This window comes from Streptococcus sp. HMSC076C08, assembly GCF_001810825.1.
Lineage (GTDB): Bacteria > Bacillota > Bacilli > Lactobacillales > Streptococcaceae > Streptococcus.
Genome location: NZ_KV802736.1, coordinates 208,727 through 228,887, shown reverse-complemented (window position 1 = coordinate 228,887; position 20,161 = coordinate 208,727). Strand labels below are relative to the sequence as shown.

Here is a 20,161-nt window from a genome sequence, read left to right as displayed (position 1 = left end):
CCAACTTGTTGCGACTGTAACTGACAACAATCCAACCTTCACAAACACTTATGTTGCATCTTCAACACAAGTACCTTTCACAGCTAAGAAAGTCTTGAAGGGTAGTAAAGAACTTGCAGCAGGTCAGTTTAAATTTGAACTTAAAGAAGGTGACACAGTCGTTCAAACAGCTACAAACGCTGCAGACGGTACTGTTACTTTCACAGCAATTGAGTACAAAGAAGCAGGTGAGCACACTTACACTATTACTGAAGTAAAAGGTGACGATAAGAATATCAAATATGATGAAAATTCTTACGAAGTGACAGTAAAAGTGACAGATAATGGTGCAGGCCAACTTGTAACAACAGTTACAGGTAACAACCCAACAATCACTAACACGTATACTGAACCGAAAAAAGAAGAACCTAAGGAAGGTCCTAAGGGTGAACAACCTAAGGGAGATTTGCCAAATACTGGTGGATCAGACTTTACAGTATTCTCTACTATTCTTGGTCTAGTTCTTGCAGCTTTGGCAGGACTTGTATACCGTGCTAAAAAAGTTGACTAATCTTAACTTTGAATAACTAAAAAAGATGGCGACTGTTTTACAGTCCCATCTTTTTGTTTTGGATAGTTTATAATAATCTTCGCAACTTGTTCCCTTTTCCTTTAAAAAAATCAAAAATTTCGGTATAATAGTCAAAGATAGTCAAGGTTCAAAGAAGGAGTTTGATTTACTATGAGATTTAAAAACACATCAGATCATATCGAAGCCTATATCAAGGCGATTTTAGACCAATCTGGTATCGTGGAATTGCAACGGAGCCAGTTGGCAGATACCTTTCAGGTTGTACCGAGTCAGATCAACTATGTCATCAAGACCCGCTTTACGGAAAGTAGAGGTTACTTGGTTGAGAGCAAACGAGGTGGTGGAGGCTACATTCGCATAGGGCGGATTGAATTTTCCAGTCATCATGAGATGCTCCGCGATTTGCTTTACTCGATTGGTGAGCGAGTTAGTCAGGAGATCTATGAGGATATCCTCCAGCTTTTGGTGGAGCAGGACTTGATGACCAAGCAGGAAATGACCTTGCTGACTTCTGTAGCAACAGATCGTGTCCTAGGGGAAGAATCCTCAGTTGTCCGTGCCAATATGCTCCGACAGCTATTACAAGAGGTAGATAGAAAAGAGAAGTAAGATGAACTATTCAAAAGCATTGAATGAATGTATCGAAAGTGCCTACATGGTTGCGAGCCATTTTGGAGCTCGATATCTAGAGTCTTGGCATTTATTGATTGCCATGTCCAATCACAGTTACAGTGTGGCAGGTGCGACTTTAAACGATTATCCTTATGAAATGGATCGTTTAGAAGAGGTTGCGTTGGAACTGACTGAAACCGACTATAGCCAAGACGAAACCTTTACAGAATTACCCTTTTCCCATCGTTTGGAGGTTCTCTTTGCAGAAGCAGAGTATGTGGCCTCAGTGGTCCATGCAAAGGTGCTAGGGACAGAGCATGTATTATATGCAATCTTGCATGATGGCAATGCTCTGGCGACTCGCATCTTGGAGAGAGCAGGCTTTTCTTATGAAGACCAGAAAGATCAGGTCAGAATTGCTGCTCTTCGTCGCAATTTAGAGGAACGTGCTGGTTGGACAAGAGAAGATCTCAAGGCTTTGCGTCAACGCCATCGCACAGTAACTGACAAGCAAAATTCCATGGCTAATATGATGGGCATGCCTCAAGCTCAAAGTGGTGGTCTAGAGGACTACACGCATGACCTAACGGAGCAAGCGCGTTCTGGCAAGTTAGAGCCAGTTATCGGTCGCGACAAGGAAATCTCACGTATGATTCAGATTTTGAGTCGAAAGACCAAGAATAATCCGGTCTTGGTTGGTGATGCTGGTGTCGGGAAAACAGCTTTAGCACTTGGGCTTGCCCAGCGTATTGCTAGTGGGGACGTACCAGCTGAAATGGCAAAGATGCGTGTTCTAGAGCTTGATTTGATGAATGTCGTTGCGGGAACACGTTTCCGTGGAGATTTTGAAGAGCGCATGAACAATATCATCAAGGACATCGAGGAAGATGGCAAAGTGATCCTCTTTATCGATGAACTCCACACCATCATGGGTTCTGGTAGCGGTATTGATTCGACTCTGGATGCAGCCAATATCTTGAAGCCAGCCTTAGCTCGTGGAACTCTGAGAACAGTTGGTGCAACCACTCAGGAAGAATACCAAAAACACATCGAAAAAGATGCGGCCCTTTCTCGTCGTTTTGCAAAAGTGACGATTGAAGAGCCAAGTCTAGCTGACAGTATGACCATTTTGCAAGGTTTGAAAGCGACCTATGAGAAACACCACCGTGTGCAAATCACAGATGAAGCTGTTGAAACAGCTGTCAAGATGGCGCATCGTTACTTGACCAGTCGTCACTTACCAGACTCTGCCATCGACCTCTTGGATGAAGCGGCAGCAACAGTGCAAAACAAATCCAAGCAAGTGAAAGCAGACGAATCCGACTTGAGTCCAGCTGACAAGGCCCTGATGGATGGCAAGTGGAAACAAGCTGCCCAGTTAATCGCAAAAGAAGAGGAAGTTCCTGTCTATAAAGACTTGGTAACAGAATCTGATATTTTGACCACCTTGAGTCGCTTGTCGGGTATCCCAGTCCAAAAACTGACGCAAACGGATGCCAAGAAATACCTGAATTTGGAGGCTGAACTACACAAACGTGTCATCGGCCAAGATCAAGCTGTTTCAAGCATTAGTCGTGCCATTCGTCGCAATCAGTCAGGTATTCGTAGTCACAAGCGTCCGATTGGTTCCTTTATGTTCCTAGGGCCGACAGGAGTCGGTAAGACCGAATTGGCCAAGGCTCTGGCAGAAGTCCTCTTTGATGACGAATCAGCCCTTATCCGCTTTGATATGAGTGAGTATATGGAGAAATTTGCGGCTAGCCGTCTCAATGGAGCACCTCCTGGCTATGTGGGCTACGAGGAAGGTGGGGAGTTGACCGAGAAGGTTCGCAACAAACCTTACTCAGTACTTCTCTTTGACGAGGTAGAAAAGGCCCATCCAGACATCTTTAATGTCCTCTTGCAGGTTTTGGACGACGGTGTCTTGACAGATAGCAAGGGGCGCAAGGTTGATTTTTCAAATACCATTATCATCATGACGTCAAACCTTGGTGCGACGGCTCTTCGTGATGACAAGACGGTCGGCTTTGGCGCTAAAGACATTCGTTTTGACCAGGAAAATATGGAGAAACGAATCTTTGAAGAGCTGAAAAAAACTTATCGACCAGAGTTTATTAACCGTATTGATGAAAAGGTAGTCTTCCATAGCTTGGATAGCGAACATATGCAGGAAATTGTCAAGATTATGGTTAAACCATTGATTGCTAGCCTAGCAGAGAAAGGCATCGACTTGAAACTGCAAGCTTCAGCCCTGAAGTTGCTAGCTAGTCACGGTTACAATCCAGAAATGGGAGCCCGTCCACTTCGCAGAACCCTGCAAACAGAAGTGGAAGATAAGTTGGCAGAACTCCTCCTTAAGGGAGAACTTGTAGCAGGCAAGACCCTCAAGATTGGTGTCAAAGCTGGTCAACTAAAATTTGATATTGCTTAAAAATGGAGAGTCAGGAGCAGTCCTGATTCTTTTTTTCCTACTTTTTTATAAAAAATGATAAAAAACTATTGACAAAACAAAAATATAGTGTATAATAAAAACATAGAAAATAAAAATATCAAAAACTATAAAAAGGTAAAACGTTTATGAAAAAGAAAACAGCAGTGGTATTTGGGACCTTTGCCCCTCTTCATCAGGGTCATATCGATCTGATCCAGCGAGCGAAGCGTCAGTGTGACCAGGTCTGGGTAGTCGTTTCAGGCTACGAGGGAGACCGAGGGGAGCAGGTAGGTTTAAGTCTTCAAAAACGATTTCGCTATATCCGAGAGGCTTTTCGGGATGACGAGTTGACCTCTGTCTGCAAGCTGGATGAGACCAATCTTCCCCGTTACCCTATGGGCTGGCAGGAGTGGTTGGACCAGATGTTAGCGGAGATTTCCTATGATGAAACCCAGCAAGAACTGACTTTTTTTGTAGGAGAAGCAGACTACCAGCAAGAGCTAGCTAAACGTGGATTTGGCACTGTCTTGCAAGAAAGAAAGTTTGGTATCTCAGCGACTATGATTCGAGAAAATCCAAGCAAATATTGGAAATACATCGCTCAACCCTTCCGTCGTCAGTTTACAAAGAAAGTGTTGATTATGGGAAGTGCTAGCAATGGGAAGACCACTCTGGCCAAGGATTTGGCAAGGTATTACGATGCGCCCGTTAGTCTGGAATACGCGCGTGAGTACCAGATCAAAAACAATGTCCGCGATGATGAATTGACTCCAAAGGATTACTACTATCTCCTGTTGGGACAGTATGACCAGACCTCCAAGTTAATCGACAGCAATGCCAATCGAGGCCTAGTGATAGCCGATACCAACTCCTTGGTAACCAAGGGCTACTATGACTATTACATGGAGACTGAGGACCAAGGGGACTTATCAGGAGAAACCTTTGACAATCTCTTTGTTTCGATCTTGGCCAAGGAAAAATGGGACTTGATTCTCTTCGTGCAACCTATCGGTTCCTATGTCAATGACGGATTTAGAGATATGACCATGGCAGAGGACCACATTCGCTACAGTTTTTCCCAGCATTTGGATGAGATGAGGGAGAGATACTTAACGACTATTCCTTTAGTTTATCTAGCAGAGGATTATCTAGGCAATTATGAAGCAGCAAAAGTGGCTATTGATGCCATTTACCAAGCAGATTAGGAGAAAAATATGAAAAAGCTAACTGAAAAAATCACACAATTTATCGAAAACTTTAAAAATGTCCATGCAGAAGCCCGCAAGATCGGTTTTGCAGGAATCATGCGCTTGCTATGGAAAGATCTCTTTGTCGGCCGTAGTCCTTTCCAGTGGTTGTATCTCATCGCCTTGTCAAGTGTTCCCTTGATCTTGGAGTTTACACAAAATACGGAAAGTCATGACTGGCTGAGCTTGTTTGCATCTTGGACTGGGATTGTCTGTGTTATCTTGGTAGCAGAAGGGCGTGCAAGCAATTATCTCTTTGGGGCCATTAACTCTGCTATCTACTTGATCTTGGCCATGAACGCGACTTTTTATGGAGAAGTTTTGACGACCGTTTACTTCTTTGTCATGCAGCCGATTGGTCTCTATGCTTGGTTGTCCAATCGTATCAACGACCAAGGAAAACCAGAAGAATCCCACTTTGAAGCTAAGAAATTATCTGTTCTTGATTGGCTCAAGTACTTGGCCTTGACTGCTATTATCTGGATTGGTATGGGCTTGGCTTATCAAAGTATCAATAGTGCTCGCCCTTTCCGTGATAGTGTTACCGATGCGACCAATGGCGTTGGTCAGCTTTTGATGACACGTCTCTACCGTGAGCAATGGATTTTCTGGATTGCCACCAATCTCTTTAGTATTTATCTCTGGTGGGGTGAAAATATCCACATCCAAGGGATGTACTGGGTTTACACACTCAATAGTCTAGTGGGATGGTACCAATGGACCAAGGCAGTTCGAAAGGAGGCATAAGATGGCAGACATAAAGATTCCAGCCGGGATGACGGAAAAAGAATATTATGAAATCCATGCCAGTCAGGAGGAGTTTTTAGACTGGTACTACAAGCAGGAACTCCCTCAATATGAAAAACCAAGTGTGACAGTGGATATGGTAGCCTACTGCTTTGTCGAAGGAAAAATTAAACTCTTGCTAATCCGTCGCAAGGCCCACCCTTATCAGAACTGTTTAGCCTTAGTCGGAGGCTTTATGGACAAGGGAGAAGATGCTGCACATGCCTGTCAGCGCGAGGTGAGAGAAGAAGTCAATCTCGATCTCCCTTTGGAGAAAATCGAGCAATTGATGACGGTATCGACCCCCGGTCGTGATCCACGGGGCTGGACAGTGACCATTGCCCACTTGGTGTACCTGCCTAGTCGTGCCTTAGACCTCGTTCAGGCAGGAGACGATGCCAAGGATGTCGTTTTCGTAGATGTCGACTTTCAGACGGGCAAATGCTACCTAGATGGAGTGGAGCTGGACGAGAGAGCCTTCGCCTTTGACCATTATGCCATTATCCAAGAATCTATCAAACGAATCCAAGGCCGTCTTGACTGGAATCCGACCTTCCTCTATCTGCTGGAGGAGGAATTCACTGTCTACGAAGGGACTGAACTGGTCAATCTCATCAATCCCGGTCGGCCCATCGTCAGCAATAACTTTCTCGTAAAATACGGCGAATATGTAGAAGAAGTCGGGCTCAAACGAGTGCCCAAAAAGAAACCAAGAAAAACCTATCGATTGAAATAAAGAGGTCGGGACAAAGTTCCCGACCTCTTTATGTATCATCATGAGATGGCTTTTTGTTGCGACTGTATTAGTGGTGGCTGTCTTTCTTAGGATTACTCAATATGTGAGTAAAGAAGTCTTTATATCGATACTTGAGATAGTTCTCATGTAAAAATAACAAAGCGATATAAACAATCAAAAAGATTGCAGTCAGATAGAAGACATCAAATGCAGTTCGCGCATAGTAAGTGGCTGATTGATAAGAGCCAATAGCTCCCAAAATCAACCAAGGAAGATACTTGTAATACTTATTTAGCATAAGAGTGCACCTCCTATATTCTATTTCAATGTTATTATATTCCTTTATCTAATACGATGCAAGCGATTACACAAGAGCGATGCAAAAAATAGGACTCTAATCTAAGAAATTTTCTATTTTTCTGTTTTATTACGAATAGAAATAGTAGAGAGAAATTTTTTTAAATAGTTTCTCTAAATAGTTGACAGATTCAAGACTCAATGTTACAATTATATTACAAAAAGATTTCTTATCATTTCAAAAATGTTACAAAGGAGTAGAAAAATGAAAAAGAAAACCTATATTAAATTAATGGCAGCGACTGTATTGGCTTCTACCTTGCTACTGGGAGCTTGTGGAAATAAAAACGAAACCACTCAAAGCAGCAGCTCTGCAAAAACAAGTCAATCATCAAGTTCTAAAGCAGCTTCTTCTAGCAAAGAAAGCAAGACTCAAAAATCTTCAAGCTCAGCTTCATCAGAAAAGGCTCAGGCATCTTCTGGTCAGTCTTCTACAACGCCAGATCAGTCACAAGCGAAACCAGCACCTGAATCAAGACAAGAACAAGCAGCTCCTAGTCAACAAGCCCCTTCTCAGGCTCCATCAACTCAGCAAGGCTCTCAAGCCCAGTCTAACCAGTCAGGCTATGATCCAACAACTGACCGCAAACTTCAAGACAAGCAAGCAGAACACAACAAACGCTACAAGGGAGTTTTAACCATGGTGGATGGTGACTTCTCAGCTGCAGCAGGCAACTGGAAGGGAGCGAATGGCGAAACCATTACAGTTTCATCAGGGGGCCAATTTACAGTAGAAACTGCAGATGGAAAGAAAGAAAACTATTCTATCAGAGGCTACTCTTACACTCTTGATGATGGCAAGTATAATGCCAAAATCGGTGGAGGAAAAATCATCCAAATTACAACAGGTGCGGATGGTAAAGTTTCGAGTGTTGCCTTGATTCAATAATAGTATCTAGGATTTCCTAGGATAAAAAAACCGTAAACTTCAAGTGAGTTACGGTTTTTTGTGTATTAAGCTTTGTCTAATTGCAAGAGGGCTTCAATCTCTGCTAGGGTGTTAGCTTGTGAAATGGCTCCACGAAGCTTGGCTGCACCAGATGTACCACGAAGGTAGTGAGGAGCGAGGCCACGGAATTCACGGACTGCAATTTTTTCTCCTTTGAGGCTAATTAAGCGTTTTAAGTGTTCGTAGGCGATTTTCATCTTGTCTTCAAAAGTCAAGTCAGGGAGAATTTCTCCTGTTTCAAAGTAGTGGTTGATTTGATTGAAGAGGTAGGGATTTCCCATGGCTGCTCGGCCAATCATAACTGCGTCAGCACCAACTTCTTCGATGCGTTGTTTAGCATCTTGAACTGTACGGATGTCACCGTTGGCGATAAATGGAATCTTGGTCAGAGCTTGAGCCACCTTGTGAAGGGTCTCAAGGTCAGCGTGACCAGTATACATTTGTTCGCGGGTACGGCCATGCATGGCGAGGGCAGAGACACCAGCAGCCTCAGCTGCGAGGGCATTCTCCACGGCTAGGGATGGATCAGACCAGCCAGTACGCATTTTGACAGTGAGGGGGATATCAAGGACAGATTGGACCTTATTGATAATAGAGTAGATCTTGTCTGGATCCTTGAGCCACATAGCGCCAGCTTCGTTCTTCACGATTTTGTTAACAGGGCAGCCCATGTTGATATCGACGATATCGGTCTTAGTATTTTCTTGGATAAATTCTGCTGCGCGTGCGAGGCTGTCTTCATCACTACCAAAGAGTTGGATAGAAACGGGATTTTCGCCTTCATCGATATGAAGCATATGCAGGGTTTTTTCGTTGTTGTATTGGATTCCCTTGTCAGAGACCATTTCCATTACAACGAGTCCAGCTCCGAGCTCTTTTGCGATGGTGCGAAAGGCTGAGTTGGTGACACCAGCCATGGGTGCTAAAACGGTACGATTGGGAATCTCAACATTGCCAATCATAAAGGGTGTATTAAGATTTGTCACGAATGAGTTCCTCCAGGTCGTTTTCATCAAAGTTATAAGTAGTTTGGCAGAATTGACAAGTGATTTCTGCCCCGTGGTCTTCCTCTTTCATTTCCTCAAGGTCTGAGCTTGGAAGGCTGGCAAGAGCGTTCATAAAACGGTCTTTACTGCAGTCACATTGGAAACGAATTTCTTCTTCAGATAGACGTTTGTATGATTCGTCACCATAGATGGCCTTGAGGAGGGCTTCGATATGGTCATCGCTTTCCAGAAGGGTTGAGATGGCTGGCATTTCTTGGATGCGTTTTTCAAAGCGAGTAATCTCTTCGTCCTTGGCTCCTGGTAATACTTGGAGAAGAAAACCTCCAGCAACTTTGACCTTGTCGTCTTCGTCTAAAAGGACATTAAGCCCCACAGCTGAAGGGGTTTGTTGACTTTCTGTCAGGTAATAGGCCAAGTCTTCACCGATTTCCCCAGAGATGAGGGGAGTCATGGAGTTGTAGGGATTTCCAGTACCGTAGTCTGTGATAACGAGAAATTGGCCATTGCCGACAAAAGGTCCGACAAGGACTTCACCCGTTGCAGTTTTTTTGATGTCCACACCTGGATTTTGAACGTAGCCTTTGACGTTTCCCTTGGTATCTGCAACCGTGATGATGGCACCAAGAGAGCTGGTTCCAAGAACTTTAACTGTTAGTTTGGTATTTCCTTTTTCATTGGCTGCGAGAATTTGGCTAGCGATAAGGGTACGACCAAGTGCAACAGTTGAACTGGCTTGGGTTTGATGTTTTTCTTGAGCAGTGCGGACGGTTTCAGTGCTATCAAGGACAAAAGCACGAAAGGCTCCGCTTTCTGATATTGTTTTAATAATTTTATCCATAGCTACTATTTTAGCATAAAAATGCTCAAAGGGGGAGTCGTGTGTTTGCTGTTTCTGTGGAATAATGACGAGGAAATCAACCTTAAAATAAAATGAGAAACAGATTATTTCAGCATTTGAAAGATTTATGCTATGCTTGTAGGAGAAAATGAAAGGGGTAACAAATGTATTTAGGCGATTTGATGGAAAAAGCAGAATCTGGTCAATTTTTAGTCCTTTCCTTTCTATTACAAGATTCGCAGACAACAGTCAAGAAAGCCATGGAAGAAACAGGTTTTTCAAAGGCGACCTTAACCAAGTACATTTCTCTGATTAACGAAAATGCCTTGGAAAGAGGGCTAGAGCTGACCATTCACTTGGAAGATGAAAATCTGCGTTTGTCGATTGGTGCAGATACCAAGGGAAGAGAGATTCGGAGCTTGTTTCTAGACAATGCCATTAAGTACCAAATTTTGGTTTACCTTCTCTATCACCAACAGTTCCTAGCCCATCAACTGGCTCAAGAATTGATGATTAGCGAGGCCACGCTTGGTCGCCACTTAGCTAGTCTAAATCAGATTTTGTCAGAGTTTGACTTATCCATCCAAAATGGCCGTTGGCGAGGTCCGGAGCATCAGATTCGCTATTTCTATTTCTGTCTTTTCCGCAAGATTTGGTCCAGTCAGGAATGGGAAGGACACATGCAGAAGCCAGAGAGAAAGCAGGAGATTGCCAGCTTAGAAGAAATCTGCGGTGCTAGTTTGTCTTCGGGTCAGAAATTGGACTTGGTTCTCTGGGCTCATATCAGTCAACAGCGCCTTCGGGTCAATGCTTGTCAGTTTCAAGTCATAGAAGAAAAAATGCGAGGGTATTTTGACAATATTTTCTATCTTCGTTTGCTTCGAAAGACTCCGTCCTTTTTTGCTGGGCAACATATCCCTCTAGGAACTGAGGACGGTGAGATGATGGTATTCTTTTCATTTCTCCTTTCCCATCGTATTTTGCCCCTTCATACTATGGAGTATATCCTTGGTTTTGGAGGGCAATTAGCCGATTTGCTGACGCAATTGATTCAAGAGATGAAGAAGGAGGAGCTGCTGGGGGACTACACAGAGGACCATGTCACCTATGAACTCAGTCAGCTTTGTGGTCAAGTTTATCTCTACAAGGGCTATATCTTGCAAGATCAGTACAGATACCAGACAGAGAATCGCCATCCCTATTTGCTGATGGAACATGATTTTAGAGGAACTGCAGAGAGAATTTTTCATATTTTGCCTACCTTTCAACAGGGGACGGATTTGGATAAGAAAATTCTCTGGGAATGGCTCCAGTTGATAGAGTATATGGCAGAAAATGGTGGCCAACATATGAGGATTGGTTTAGATTTGACATCTGGTTTCCTTGTCTTTTCTAGGATGGCTGCCCTTTTGAAACGGTATTTGGAATACAATCGTTTCATTACTATTGAAGCCTATGACCCCAGTCGACATTATGATTTGTTAATTACCAACAACCCGATTCATAAGAAAGAACAGACTCCGGTTTATTATTTAAAAAATGACTTGGATATGGAGGATTTGGCGAAGATTCGTCAGATGCTCTTTGCTTAAAAGGCCTGAATTTTCAGGTCTTTTTTGTGAAATTCGCACAATCTCCTCACATTTTTTTAAAATTTTAAAAAAATTGATAAACAAGAAAGCGCTTTATTTTGTATACTAGTTACTGTAAAGAGGGACCCCCTCAAGATTTTATCAGGAGGACAGCACATGTCACAAGAAAAATACATCATGGCTATTGACCAAGGAACAACTAGTTCTCGTGCCATCATTTTTAACAAAAAAGGAGAAAAGGTCAGCTCTAGTCAAAAAGAGTTCACTCAGATTTTCCCTCAAGCAGGTTGGGTAGAGCACAATGCCAATGAAATTTGGAACTCTGTTCAGTCAGTTATCGCGGGTGCTTTCATCGAAAGTGGTGTGAAACCAAGTCAAATCGAAGCAATCGGGATTACCAACCAGCGTGAAACAACTGTCGTCTGGGATAAGAAAACAGGACTTCCTATCTACAACGCTATCGTTTGGCAATCACGCCAGACAGCTCCTCTGGCTGAACAACTAAAAAGCCAAGGTTATGTGGAAAAATTCCATGAAAAGACTGGTTTGATCATCGATGCTTACTTCTCTGCTACCAAGGTTCGTTGGATTTTGGACCATGTAGAAGGCGCTCAAGAGCGAGCGGAAAAAGGAGAATTGCTCTTTGGTACTATCGATACTTGGTTGGTTTGGAAATTGACTGACGGTGCGGCTCATGTGACGGACTACTCAAATGCAGCCCGTACCATGCTCTATAACATTAAAGAACTCAAATGGGATGATGAGATTTTGGAAATCCTCAACATTCCTAAGGCTATGCTTCCAGAAGTTCGTTCTAACTCTGAAATCTACGGCAAGACTGCTCCATTCCATTTCTACGGTGGAGAAGTACCAATTTCAGGTATGGCTGGGGACCAACAGGCAGCCCTCTTCGGTCAGTTGGCCTTTGAACCAGGTATGGTCAAAAATACTTATGGAACAGGTTCTTTCATCATTATGAACACTGGTGAAGAGATGCAGTTGTCTGAAAACAACCTTTTGACAACGATTGGTTATGGAATCAACGGCAAGGTTTACTATGCCTTGGAAGGTTCTATCTTTATCGCAGGAAGTGCCATTCAGTGGCTTCGTGATGGACTTCGCATGGTTGAAAATTCACCAGAGTCTGAAAAATATGCTCTCAATTCTCACAACAATGACGAAGTTTATGTCGTACCTGCCTTTACAGGTCTAGGGGCTCCATACTGGAACCAAAATGCTCGTGGTTCGGTCTTTGGCTTGACTCGTGGGACAAGCAAAGAAGACTTTATCAAGGCTACTCTGCAATCCATCGCTTACCAAGTACGCGACATCATTGATACCATGCAGGTGGATGCCAAGACTGCTATTCAAGTCCTCAAAGTCGATGGTGGTGCTGCTATGAACAACTTCCTCATGCAGTTCCAGGCTGACATTTTGGGAATCGATATTTCCCGCGCTAAAAACTTGGAAACAACTGCCCTCGGTGCAGCCTTCCTAGCTGGTTTGGCAGTGGGTTACTGGAAGGATTTGGACGAGTTGAAACTCTTGAACGAGACAGGAGAACTCTTTGAGCCATCCATGAACGAATCGCGCAAGGAACAACTCTACAAGGGCTGGAAGAAGGCTGTGAAAGCAACGCAAGTCTTTGCGGAAATCGACGACTAATACTGTTTCTTGATGCAATGATCAGCTTAAGAATGAAACGACTCAGTTAGAAAGTGTGTAAATATGGAATTTTCAAAGAAAACACGAGAATTATCAATTAAAAAAATGCAGGAACGCACCCTGGACCTTTTGATTATCGGTGGGGGGATTACAGGAGCTGGTGTAGCCTTGCAGGCGGCAGCTAGTGGACTTGACACTGGATTGATTGAAATGCAGGACTTCGCAGAAGGAACATCTAGCCGTTCAACAAAATTGGTCCACGGAGGTCTGCGTTACCTCAAACAATTTGACGTGGAAGTGGTATCAGATACAGTTTCTGAGCGCGCGGTGGTTCAACAAATCGCTCCACACATTCCAAAACCAGATCCAATGCTCTTGCCTGTTTTTGATGAGGATGGAGCGACCTTTAGTCTCTTCCGTCTCAAAGTAGCCATGGACTTGTACGACCTTTTGGCAGGTGTTAACAATACGCCAGCTGCTAACAAGGTCTTGAGCAAGGATCAAGTCTTGGAACGCCAGCCAAACTTGAAGAAAGAAGGCTTGGTAGGAGGTGGGATTTATCTTGACTTCCGTAATAACGATGCGCGTCTCGTGATTGAAAACATCAAACGTGCCAACCAAGACGGTGCTCTTATTGCCAACCACGTTAAGGCAGAAGGCTTCCTCTTTGACGAAAGTGGCAAGATTACAGGTGTTGTAGCTCGTGATTTGTTGACAGACCAAGTCTTTGAAATCAAGGCCCGTCTGGTGATTAACACAACAGGTCCTTGGAGCGATAAGGTACGTAATTTGTCAAATAAGGGAACCCAATTCTCACAAATGCGCCCAACTAAGGGAGTTCACTTGGTAGTGGATTCAAGTAAGATCAAGGTTTCACAGCCAGTTTACTTTGATACAGGTTTGGGAGACGGGCGTATGGTCTTTGTTCTCCCACGTGAAAACAAGACTTACTTTGGTACAACGGATACAGACTACACAGGTGATTTGGAACATCCAAAAGTGACGCAGGAAGATGTAGATTATCTACTTGGTATTGTCAACAACCGCTTCCCAGAAGCAAACATTACCATTGATGATATCGAAAGCAGCTGGGCTGGTCTTCGTCCATTGATTGCAGGCAATAGCGCTTCTGACTACAATGGCGGAAATAACGGAACCATTAGTGATGAGAGCTTCAATAGCTTGATTGCAACTGTCGAAGCTTATTTATCGAAAGAAAAAACGCGTGAAGATGTTGAATCTGCTGTCAGCAAGCTTGAAAGCAGCACATCTGAGAAACATTTGGCTCCATCTGCAGTTTCTCGTGGTTCGAGCTTGGATCGTGATGATAATGGTCTTTTAACCCTTGCTGGTGGTAAAATCACAGACTACCGTAAGATGGCTGAAGGAGCTATGGAGCGCGTGGTTGACATCCTCAAAGCCGAATTTGACCGTAGCTTTAAACTGATCAACTCTAAGACTTATCCTGTTTCAGGTGGAGAATTGAACCCAGCAAATGTGGACTCAGAAATCGAAGCCTTTGCTCAACTTGGAGTGTCACGTGGTTTGGATAGCAAGGAAGCCCAGTATCTCGCAAATCTTTACGGTTCAAATGCACCGAAAGTCTTTGCCCTTGCTCACAGCTTGGAACAAGCGCCAGGACTCAGCTTGGCAGATACCTTGTCCCTTCACTATGCAATGCGCAATGAGTTGGCTCTTAGCCCAGTTGACTTCCTCCTTCGTCGTACCAACCACATGCTCTTTATGCGTGATAGTTTAGATAGCATCGTTGAGCCGGTTCTGGATGAAATGGGACGATTCTATGACTGGACTGAAGAAGAAAAAGCAGCCTACCGTGCGGATGTCAAAGCAGCTCTTGCTCAAAACGATTTGGCAGAACTAAAAAATTAAAAAAGGAAAAGAGGTGGAGGGCAGCATTCCTTGTCGCCCACCCCTTCTTTTAAATGGAGACAAAGATATGATGAAAGAATTATTTGGAGAATTTTTGGGGACCTTAATCCTGATCCTTCTAGGAAATGGAGTTGTAGCAGGTGTGGTTCTTCCCAAAACCAAGAGCAACAATTCAGGATGGATTGTGATTACTATGGGATGGGGAATTGCTGTAGCCGTTGCGGCCTTTGTATCTGGCACGCTCAGTCCAGCCCACCTAAATCCAGCTGTGACGTTTGCTATGGCCTTAAAAGGAACGCTCTCTTGGGCTTCTGTTTTCCCTTATATCCTAGCCCAATTCGCAGGAGCGATGGTGGCTCAGATTTTGGTTTGGTTGCAATTCAAACCGCATTATGAGGCAGAAGAAAATGCAGGCAATATCCTAGCGACCTTTAGTACTGGACCAGCCATCAAGAACACAGTATCCAACTTGATCAGCGAAATCCTTGGAACTTTTGTTTTGCTCTTGACAATATTTGCATTGGGACTCTATGACCTTCAGGCAGGATTAGGGACCTTTGCAGTGGGGACCTTGATTGTCGGTATCGGTCTTTCACTAGGTGGGACAACGGGTTATGCCTTGAACCCAGCTCGTGACCTTGGACCTCGTATCATGCACAGCATCTTGCCAATTCCAAACAAGGGAGACGGGGACTGGTCCTATGCTTGGATTCCAGTTGTAGGACCTATTGTTGGTGCGGCCTTAGCAGTTCTCGTATTTTCACTTTTCTAAGATAAAAGAGTGATTGGCAACAGAGTTTGAGATGGAAATCTCAGGCTCTTTTTTGATGGCCAAAACATTAATATTTTAACTTATCTTAAAATAAGCTAAAACCAATTTTTAAGTTATGGTAAACAGTTGAAAAAAAGGTTGATAAAGTGGTAAAATGTTAGGAAGATAAGATGCTAACAATACATACTGATAGTTAATAGAAACAATATATTAATGGATAGCTTATGAAAAAACAACGAAATTTACATGTATTCTTAGGCCGGACGGCTCTATATTTTGTAATCTTGCTTGGTTTGCTTTATTTTTTTAGTTACCTTGGTCAGAGCCAAGGCACCTTTATTTATAATGAGTTCTAGTTTAAAGGAGAAGAGGAACAGTGTCTAATAAACCGATAAAAGATATGATTGAAACGATTGAGCACTTTGCTCAGACACAAGCCAGTTATCCAGTTTACAATGTTTTGGGGCAAGAGCATACTTATGGTGACCTGAAGGCTGATTCGGATAGTTTGGCTGTAGCTATCGACCAACTAGGCTTGCCTGAGAAATCTCCAGTCGTTGTTTTTGGTGGTCAGGAGTATGAGATGTTGGCTACCTTTGTAGCGTTGACTAAGTCAGGACATGCCTACATTCCAATTGATAGCCATTCGGCCTTGGAACGAGTTTCTGCTATCGTAGAAGTTGCAGAGCCAAGCTTGATTATTGCTATCTCAGATTTTCCATTAGAGCAAACTAGCGTACCGATACTGAATTTAGAGCAAGTCCATGAAGCTTTTGCTCAAGCTTCTAGCTACGAGATGAACCATCCAGTCAAGGGAGATGACAATTACTACATTATCTTTACTTCTGGTACGACTGGTAAGCCTAAAGGAGTGCAGATTTCCCATGACAATCTCCTCAGCTTTACCAACTGGATGATTACAGACAAGGAATTTGCGACGCCAAGTCGTCCACAAATGCTGGCTCAGCCCCCTTATTCTTTTGACCTATCTGTCATGTACTGGGCGCCAACCTTAGCACTGGGTGGTACGCTTTTTGCTCTTCCTTCAGCCATTACTCAGGACTTCAAAAAACTCTTTGCGACGATTTTTTCCTTGCCCATTGCTATCTGGACCTCAACACCATCCTTTGCAGATATGGCCATGTTGTCAGAAGACTTTAACAGTGAGAAAATGCCAGGAATCACGCATTTCTACTTTGATGGTGAAGAATTGACAGTCAAAACAGCTCAAAAACTGCGCGAGCGATTCCCAAATGCCCGTATTATCAATGCCTACGGACCAACAGAAGCGACGGTAGCTTTGTCAGCAGTTGCCGTCACTGATGAGATGTTGGCGACTCTCAAACGCTTGCCAATCGGCTATACTAAGGCTGATTCTCCAACCTTTATCATTGATGAGGAAGGTAAGAAAGTTCCAAATGGTGAGCAAGGAGAAATCATTGTTTCTGGGCCAGCTGTTTCAAAAGGCTATATGAATAATCCTGAAAAAACAGCAGAAGCTTTCTTTGAGTTCGAAGGTCTTCCAGCCTACCACACAGGGGATGTAGGAACCATGACAGATGAGGGATTGCTTCTCTATGGTGGACGCATGGATTTCCAGATTAAGTTTAATGGTTATCGTATTGAGCTTGAAGATGTTTCTCAAAACCTCAACAAGTCTCGCTTTATCGAGTCGGCTGTTGCTGTCCCACGTTATAACAAGGACCACAAGGTACAAAATCTACTGGCCTATGTCATCCTAAAAGACGGTGTCCGTCAGCAGTTTGAGCGTGATATCGATATTACCAAGGCTATCAAGGAAGACTTGGCTGATATCATGATGTCTTATATGATGCCGTCTAAGTTTCTCTATCGAGACAGTTTACCACTAACGCCTAATGGTAAAATTGATATCAAGGGCTTGATTAACGAGGTAAACAGTAGATGATGGAGCTTTATAAACAGCTACCTCATTTGGAACCTTATGGTGATCTTCAGTACTTTTTATACGTAATTGTTGCAACTTTACCTATCTTTATCGGTCTTTTTTTCAAGAAACGTTTTGCCTTGTACGAGGTGCACGTTAGTCTCTTCTTTATCGTCACCATGTTGGTCGGTGGAAAGACGAATCAAATAAGCGCTTTGATCCTTTATGTTATCTGGCAAGTGCTGCTTGTATCTTTCTACAAAAGGTACAGGAAACAACGGGATAGTAAATGGATATTTTACCTAGTTAGCTTTCTATCCCTATTGCCAATCGTCTTTGTGAAAGTATCTCCTGCTATTCATGGACCTCAATCTTTGTTTGGATTTTTAGGGATTTCTTACTTAACTTTTCGTGCAGTTGGGGTTATCGTTGAGTTGAGAGACGGTGTCATCAAGGATTTAACGATTTGGCAATTCTTACGTTTTCTTCTCTTTATGCCGACTTTCTCAAGTGGTCCCATTGATCGTTTCAAACGCTTCAATGAAAATTACGAGACCATTCCTGAGCGGGATGAGCTGATGGATATGCTAGAAGAGGCTGTCAAATATATCATGCTTGGCTTCCTCTACAAGTTTATCTTGGCTCACATTTTAGGAGAGACATTATTGCCTCCGCTGAAAAATTTGGCCTTGCAGACAGGTGGTTTCTTTAACCTCTACGCTTTAGCGGTCATGTACACCTTTGGTCTGGAGCTCTTCTTTGACTTTGCGGGCTACTCTATGTTTGCCTTAGCTATTTCAAACTTGATGGGTATTCATAGTCCTATCAACTTTAACAAGCCCTTTTTGTCAAGGGATTTAAAAGAGTTTTGGAATCGCTGGCACATGAGTCTGTCTTTCTGGTTCCGTGACTTTGTCTTTATGCGGATGGTTATGGTGTTGACCAGAAAGAAGGTCTTTAAAAATCGCAATGTGACCTCAAGTGTAGCCTATATTCTCAATATGCTGATTATGGGATTTTGGCATGGTGTGACCTGGTACTACATCGCCTATGGACTTTTTCATGGGATTGGGCTGGTCATCAATGACGCTTGGGTTCGTAAGAAAAAAGCGCTCAATAAAGAACGGAAAAAAGCTGGAAAGGGTTCCTTACCTGAGAATCGCTGGATTCAGTTGCTTGGCATGGTTGTCACCTTCCATGTCGTGATGGTTTCATTCTTAATCTTTTCTGGATTTTTGAATGATTTATGGTTTAAAAAATAAAAGGATATAAAAAATGGATATCAAATCAGAAGTTATTGAAATTATTGATGAGTTGTTTATGGAAGATGTTTCTGACATGATGGATGAAGATCTTTTTGATGCCGGTGTCTTGGATAGCATGGGAACGGTTGAATTGATTGTTGAGATTGAAAACCGTTTTGACATTCGTGTTCCAGTGACGGAGTTCGGTCGTGATGACTGGAATACGGCTAATAAAATCGTAGAAGGTATTACGGAGTTGAAGAATGCTTAAACGCTTGTGGCTGATCTTCGGGCCTATCTTCATTGCTGGGTTTTTGGTTCTGCTACTCATCTTTTTTTATCCAAGTACAACAAGCCACAATCTAACGGAGGAAAAATACTCGGCGGCTTCTGTTAGTGCAGAGAGTTTTAAAGAGAGAAGCCAAAAGGTAAGGGCTCTTACGGATCCAAATATGCGTTTTATTCCTTTTCTAGGGTCCAGTGAATGGATTCGATTTGATAGTGTCCATCCAGCTGTTTTAGCGGAAAAATACCATCGTCCCTATCGTCCTTACTTTCTAGGTCAAGCAGGAGCAGCCTCTCTCAATCAATATTTTGGCCTACAGCAAATTTTGCCAGAAATAGAGAATAAGCAGGCTGTATTTGTGATTTCGCCTCAGTGGTTTACGGAGACAGATTATGAACCCGCAGCGTTTCAGAGATTTTTTAACAGCGACCAATTGACAGCTTTTTTGGGAAATCAATCTGGTGACATTGCTGCAAAGCATGCGGCTATTCGATTGTTAAAGCAGAATCCTAATGTTGCATTAAAAAGCATTGTTCAAAAACTGTCAAAGGGTGAAGAATTATCAGATGTTGATCAGGTTGCTATTGATATTTTTGCGCGATTCAACGAAAAACAATCCGCTCTCTTTGGACAATTCTCCATTCGAGGACAACTCAAGTACAAGGAACACGTGGAGAACTATTTAAAAGATCTTCCGGATCAATTTTCTTATGATGAGTTAGAAAAAATTGTTCGTAAGGACGCAGAAGCAAATACGACCAATAACGATATGGGGATGGAAAATCATTTCTATACGAGAGAGATTCAAAAGGATTTAAAAAAATGGGAAGGGTATCAAAAAAATTACAACTTCCTCAAGTCCTCTGAGTACAATGATTTGCAGCTGGTCCTCAATCAATTTGCTAAGTCGAATGTCAATGTGCTCTTTGTCATTCAGCCGGTTAACAAGAAGTGGATGGAGTACACAGGGCTCAGTGAAGAGATGTACCAGCATGCAGTGGAGAAAATTCGTTACCAATTAGAAAGTCAGGGTTTTACCAATATTGCTGATTTTTCAAAAAATGGAGGGGACCCTTATTTTGTTAAGGATACCATTCATCTAGGATGGTTAGGTTGGCTAGCTTTTGATAAGGTTGTCAATCCCTTCTTGACGGATCCGACTCCAGCTCCAGACTATAAGATGAATGACCGCTTCTTTAGCAAGGACTGGGCGACCTATGATGGGAACATCAAAGATTTCCAATAAAATGAGTTAAAAGTTTGGGATTTAAA

19 protein-coding genes are annotated in these 20,161 nt (G+C 43.0%); 16 read left to right on the top strand and 3 right to left on the bottom strand.

Annotation, left to right across the window (positions count from 1 at the left end; genetic code table 11):
• The 6 genes from HMPREF2766_RS09405 to HMPREF2766_RS09380 form a co-directional block, all read left to right on the top strand.
• Positions 1-550 (top strand): Spy0128 family protein (locus HMPREF2766_RS09405; protein WP_148131197.1); only part of this gene is annotated, 550 nt, incomplete at its 5' end.
• Between the two features lie 171 nt (positions 551-721).
• Entirely contained in the window at positions 722-1,180 is a 459-nt protein-coding gene (locus tag HMPREF2766_RS09400; protein ID WP_001211263.1) for a CtsR family transcriptional regulator, read from the top strand.
• 1 nt (position 1,181) lies between these two features.
• The gene (locus HMPREF2766_RS09395; RefSeq protein WP_070569552.1) at positions 1,182-3,614 is read left to right on the top strand and encodes an ATP-dependent Clp protease ATP-binding subunit; all 2,433 of its coding nucleotides are present in this window, start codon (positions 1,182-1,184) and stop codon (positions 3,612-3,614) included.
• A 146-nt stretch (positions 3,615-3,760) separates the two neighbouring features.
• Positions 3,761-4,819, top strand: a complete 1,059-nt coding sequence (locus HMPREF2766_RS09390) for an AAA family ATPase (protein WP_000730570.1) — start codon at positions 3,761-3,763, stop codon at positions 4,817-4,819.
• A 9-nt stretch (positions 4,820-4,828) separates the two neighbouring features.
• Positions 4,829-5,608 (top strand): nicotinamide riboside transporter PnuC, encoded by a 780-nt coding sequence (gene pnuC, locus HMPREF2766_RS09385; RefSeq protein ID WP_000736880.1) that lies wholly within the window; start codon positions 4,829-4,831, stop codon positions 5,606-5,608.
• 1 nt (position 5,609) lies between these two features.
• Positions 5,610-6,383: an NUDIX domain-containing protein gene (locus HMPREF2766_RS09380; RefSeq protein ID WP_070569549.1), complete on the top strand. Its 774-nt coding sequence runs from the start codon at positions 5,610-5,612 to the stop codon at positions 6,381-6,383.
• 67 nt (positions 6,384-6,450) lie between these two features.
• On the opposite strand, the gene HMPREF2766_RS09375 is transcribed toward HMPREF2766_RS09380, so the two are convergent.
• Positions 6,451-6,681 (bottom strand): hypothetical protein, encoded by a 231-nt coding sequence (locus HMPREF2766_RS09375; RefSeq protein ID WP_070569545.1) that lies wholly within the window; start codon positions 6,679-6,681, stop codon positions 6,451-6,453.
• Between the two features lie 264 nt (positions 6,682-6,945).
• Here HMPREF2766_RS09375 and HMPREF2766_RS09370 point away from each other — a divergent pair, with 264 nt between their 5' ends.
• Positions 6,946-7,629: a hypothetical protein gene (locus tag HMPREF2766_RS09370; RefSeq protein WP_049518850.1), complete on the top strand. Its 684-nt coding sequence runs from the start codon at positions 6,946-6,948 to the stop codon at positions 7,627-7,629.
• Between the two features lie 65 nt (positions 7,630-7,694).
• Here the strand turns inward: HMPREF2766_RS09370 and dusB are convergent, their stop codons facing one another.
• Entirely contained in the window at positions 7,695-8,675 is a 981-nt protein-coding gene (dusB, locus tag HMPREF2766_RS09365; RefSeq protein WP_049518849.1) for a tRNA dihydrouridine synthase DusB, read from the bottom strand.
• Positions 8,662-9,534: an Hsp33 family molecular chaperone HslO gene (gene hslO / locus HMPREF2766_RS09360; RefSeq protein ID WP_070569542.1), complete on the bottom strand. Its 873-nt coding sequence runs from the start codon at positions 9,532-9,534 to the stop codon at positions 8,662-8,664. The genes dusB and hslO overlap by 14 nt, the downstream gene beginning before the upstream one ends.
• 164 nt (positions 9,535-9,698) lie before the next feature.
• Here hslO and HMPREF2766_RS09355 point away from each other — a divergent pair, with 164 nt between their 5' ends.
• From HMPREF2766_RS09355 to dltD, 9 genes are all read left to right on the top strand, one after another.
• Positions 9,699-11,126, top strand: coding sequence for an AcpB/EbpR/MafR family transcriptional regulator (locus HMPREF2766_RS09355; protein ID WP_070569540.1), 1,428 nt, complete (start codon positions 9,699-9,701; stop codon positions 11,124-11,126).
• Positions 11,127-11,282: 156 nt separating this feature from the next.
• Positions 11,283-12,791, top strand: a complete 1,509-nt coding sequence (gene glpK, locus HMPREF2766_RS09350; RefSeq protein ID WP_070569537.1) for a glycerol kinase GlpK — start codon at positions 11,283-11,285, stop codon at positions 12,789-12,791.
• 63 nt (positions 12,792-12,854) lie between these two features.
• Positions 12,855-14,681 (top strand): type 1 glycerol-3-phosphate oxidase, encoded by a 1,827-nt coding sequence (gene glpO, locus HMPREF2766_RS09345; RefSeq protein WP_070569534.1) that lies wholly within the window; start codon positions 12,855-12,857, stop codon positions 14,679-14,681.
• Positions 14,682-14,748: 67 nt separating this feature from the next.
• The gene (locus tag HMPREF2766_RS09340; protein WP_070569533.1) at positions 14,749-15,453 is read left to right on the top strand and encodes an MIP/aquaporin family protein; all 705 of its coding nucleotides are present in this window, start codon (positions 14,749-14,751) and stop codon (positions 15,451-15,453) included.
• Between the two features lie 224 nt (positions 15,454-15,677).
• Positions 15,678-15,809: a teichoic acid D-Ala incorporation-associated protein DltX gene (locus HMPREF2766_RS09335; protein ID WP_008276434.1), complete on the top strand. Its 132-nt coding sequence runs from the start codon at positions 15,678-15,680 to the stop codon at positions 15,807-15,809.
• A 20-nt stretch (positions 15,810-15,829) separates the two neighbouring features.
• The gene (dltA, locus tag HMPREF2766_RS09330; RefSeq protein WP_070569530.1) at positions 15,830-17,380 is read left to right on the top strand and encodes a D-alanine--poly(phosphoribitol) ligase subunit DltA; all 1,551 of its coding nucleotides are present in this window, start codon (positions 15,830-15,832) and stop codon (positions 17,378-17,380) included.
• Positions 17,377-18,621 carry a D-alanyl-lipoteichoic acid biosynthesis protein DltB gene (dltB, locus tag HMPREF2766_RS09325; RefSeq protein ID WP_070569527.1) on the top strand — a complete coding sequence of 415 codons (1,245 nt, stop codon included), beginning with the start codon at positions 17,377-17,379 and terminating at the stop codon, positions 18,619-18,621. The genes dltA and dltB overlap by 4 nt, the downstream gene beginning before the upstream one ends.
• A 13-nt stretch (positions 18,622-18,634) precedes the next feature.
• Positions 18,635-18,874, top strand: a complete 240-nt coding sequence (dltC, locus tag HMPREF2766_RS09320; protein ID WP_000351972.1) for a D-alanine--poly(phosphoribitol) ligase subunit DltC — start codon at positions 18,635-18,637, stop codon at positions 18,872-18,874.
• Positions 18,867-20,135, top strand: coding sequence for a D-alanyl-lipoteichoic acid biosynthesis protein DltD (dltD, locus tag HMPREF2766_RS09315; RefSeq protein WP_070569524.1), 1,269 nt, complete (start codon positions 18,867-18,869; stop codon positions 20,133-20,135). Before dltC ends, dltD begins: the two co-directional genes overlap by 8 nt.
• The last annotated feature ends 26 nt before the right edge of the window (positions 20,136-20,161 follow it).

Coding starts and splice junctions, on each gene's coding strand:
- HMPREF2766_RS09380 (WP_070569549.1), top strand. CDS start 5,610: ATGGCAGACATAAAGATTCCAGCCGGGATGACGGAAAAAGAATATTAT.
- dltD (WP_070569524.1), top strand. CDS start 18,867: ATGCTTAAACGCTTGTGGCTGATCTTCGGGCCTATCTTCATTGCTGGG.
- HMPREF2766_RS09340 (WP_070569533.1), top strand. CDS start 14,749: ATGATGAAAGAATTATTTGGAGAATTTTTGGGGACCTTAATCCTGATC.
- hslO (WP_070569542.1), bottom strand. CDS start 9,534: ATGGATAAAATTATTAAAACAATATCAGAAAGCGGAGCCTTTCGTGCT.
- HMPREF2766_RS09395 (WP_070569552.1), top strand. CDS start 1,182: ATGAACTATTCAAAAGCATTGAATGAATGTATCGAAAGTGCCTACATG.
- pnuC (WP_000736880.1), top strand. CDS start 4,829: ATGAAAAAGCTAACTGAAAAAATCACACAATTTATCGAAAACTTTAAA.
- glpO (WP_070569534.1), top strand. CDS start 12,855: ATGGAATTTTCAAAGAAAACACGAGAATTATCAATTAAAAAAATGCAG.
- HMPREF2766_RS09370 (WP_049518850.1), top strand. CDS start 6,946: ATGAAAAAGAAAACCTATATTAAATTAATGGCAGCGACTGTATTGGCT.
- HMPREF2766_RS09335 (WP_008276434.1), top strand. CDS start 15,678: ATGAAAAAACAACGAAATTTACATGTATTCTTAGGCCGGACGGCTCTA.
- dltC (WP_000351972.1), top strand. CDS start 18,635: ATGGATATCAAATCAGAAGTTATTGAAATTATTGATGAGTTGTTTATG.
- HMPREF2766_RS09400 (WP_001211263.1), top strand. CDS start 722: ATGAGATTTAAAAACACATCAGATCATATCGAAGCCTATATCAAGGCG.
- HMPREF2766_RS09355 (WP_070569540.1), top strand. CDS start 9,699: ATGTATTTAGGCGATTTGATGGAAAAAGCAGAATCTGGTCAATTTTTA.
- dltB (WP_070569527.1), top strand. CDS start 17,377: ATGATGGAGCTTTATAAACAGCTACCTCATTTGGAACCTTATGGTGAT.
- HMPREF2766_RS09390 (WP_000730570.1), top strand. CDS start 3,761: ATGAAAAAGAAAACAGCAGTGGTATTTGGGACCTTTGCCCCTCTTCAT.
- glpK (WP_070569537.1), top strand. CDS start 11,283: ATGTCACAAGAAAAATACATCATGGCTATTGACCAAGGAACAACTAGT.
- HMPREF2766_RS09375 (WP_070569545.1), bottom strand. CDS start 6,681: ATGCTAAATAAGTATTACAAGTATCTTCCTTGGTTGATTTTGGGAGCT.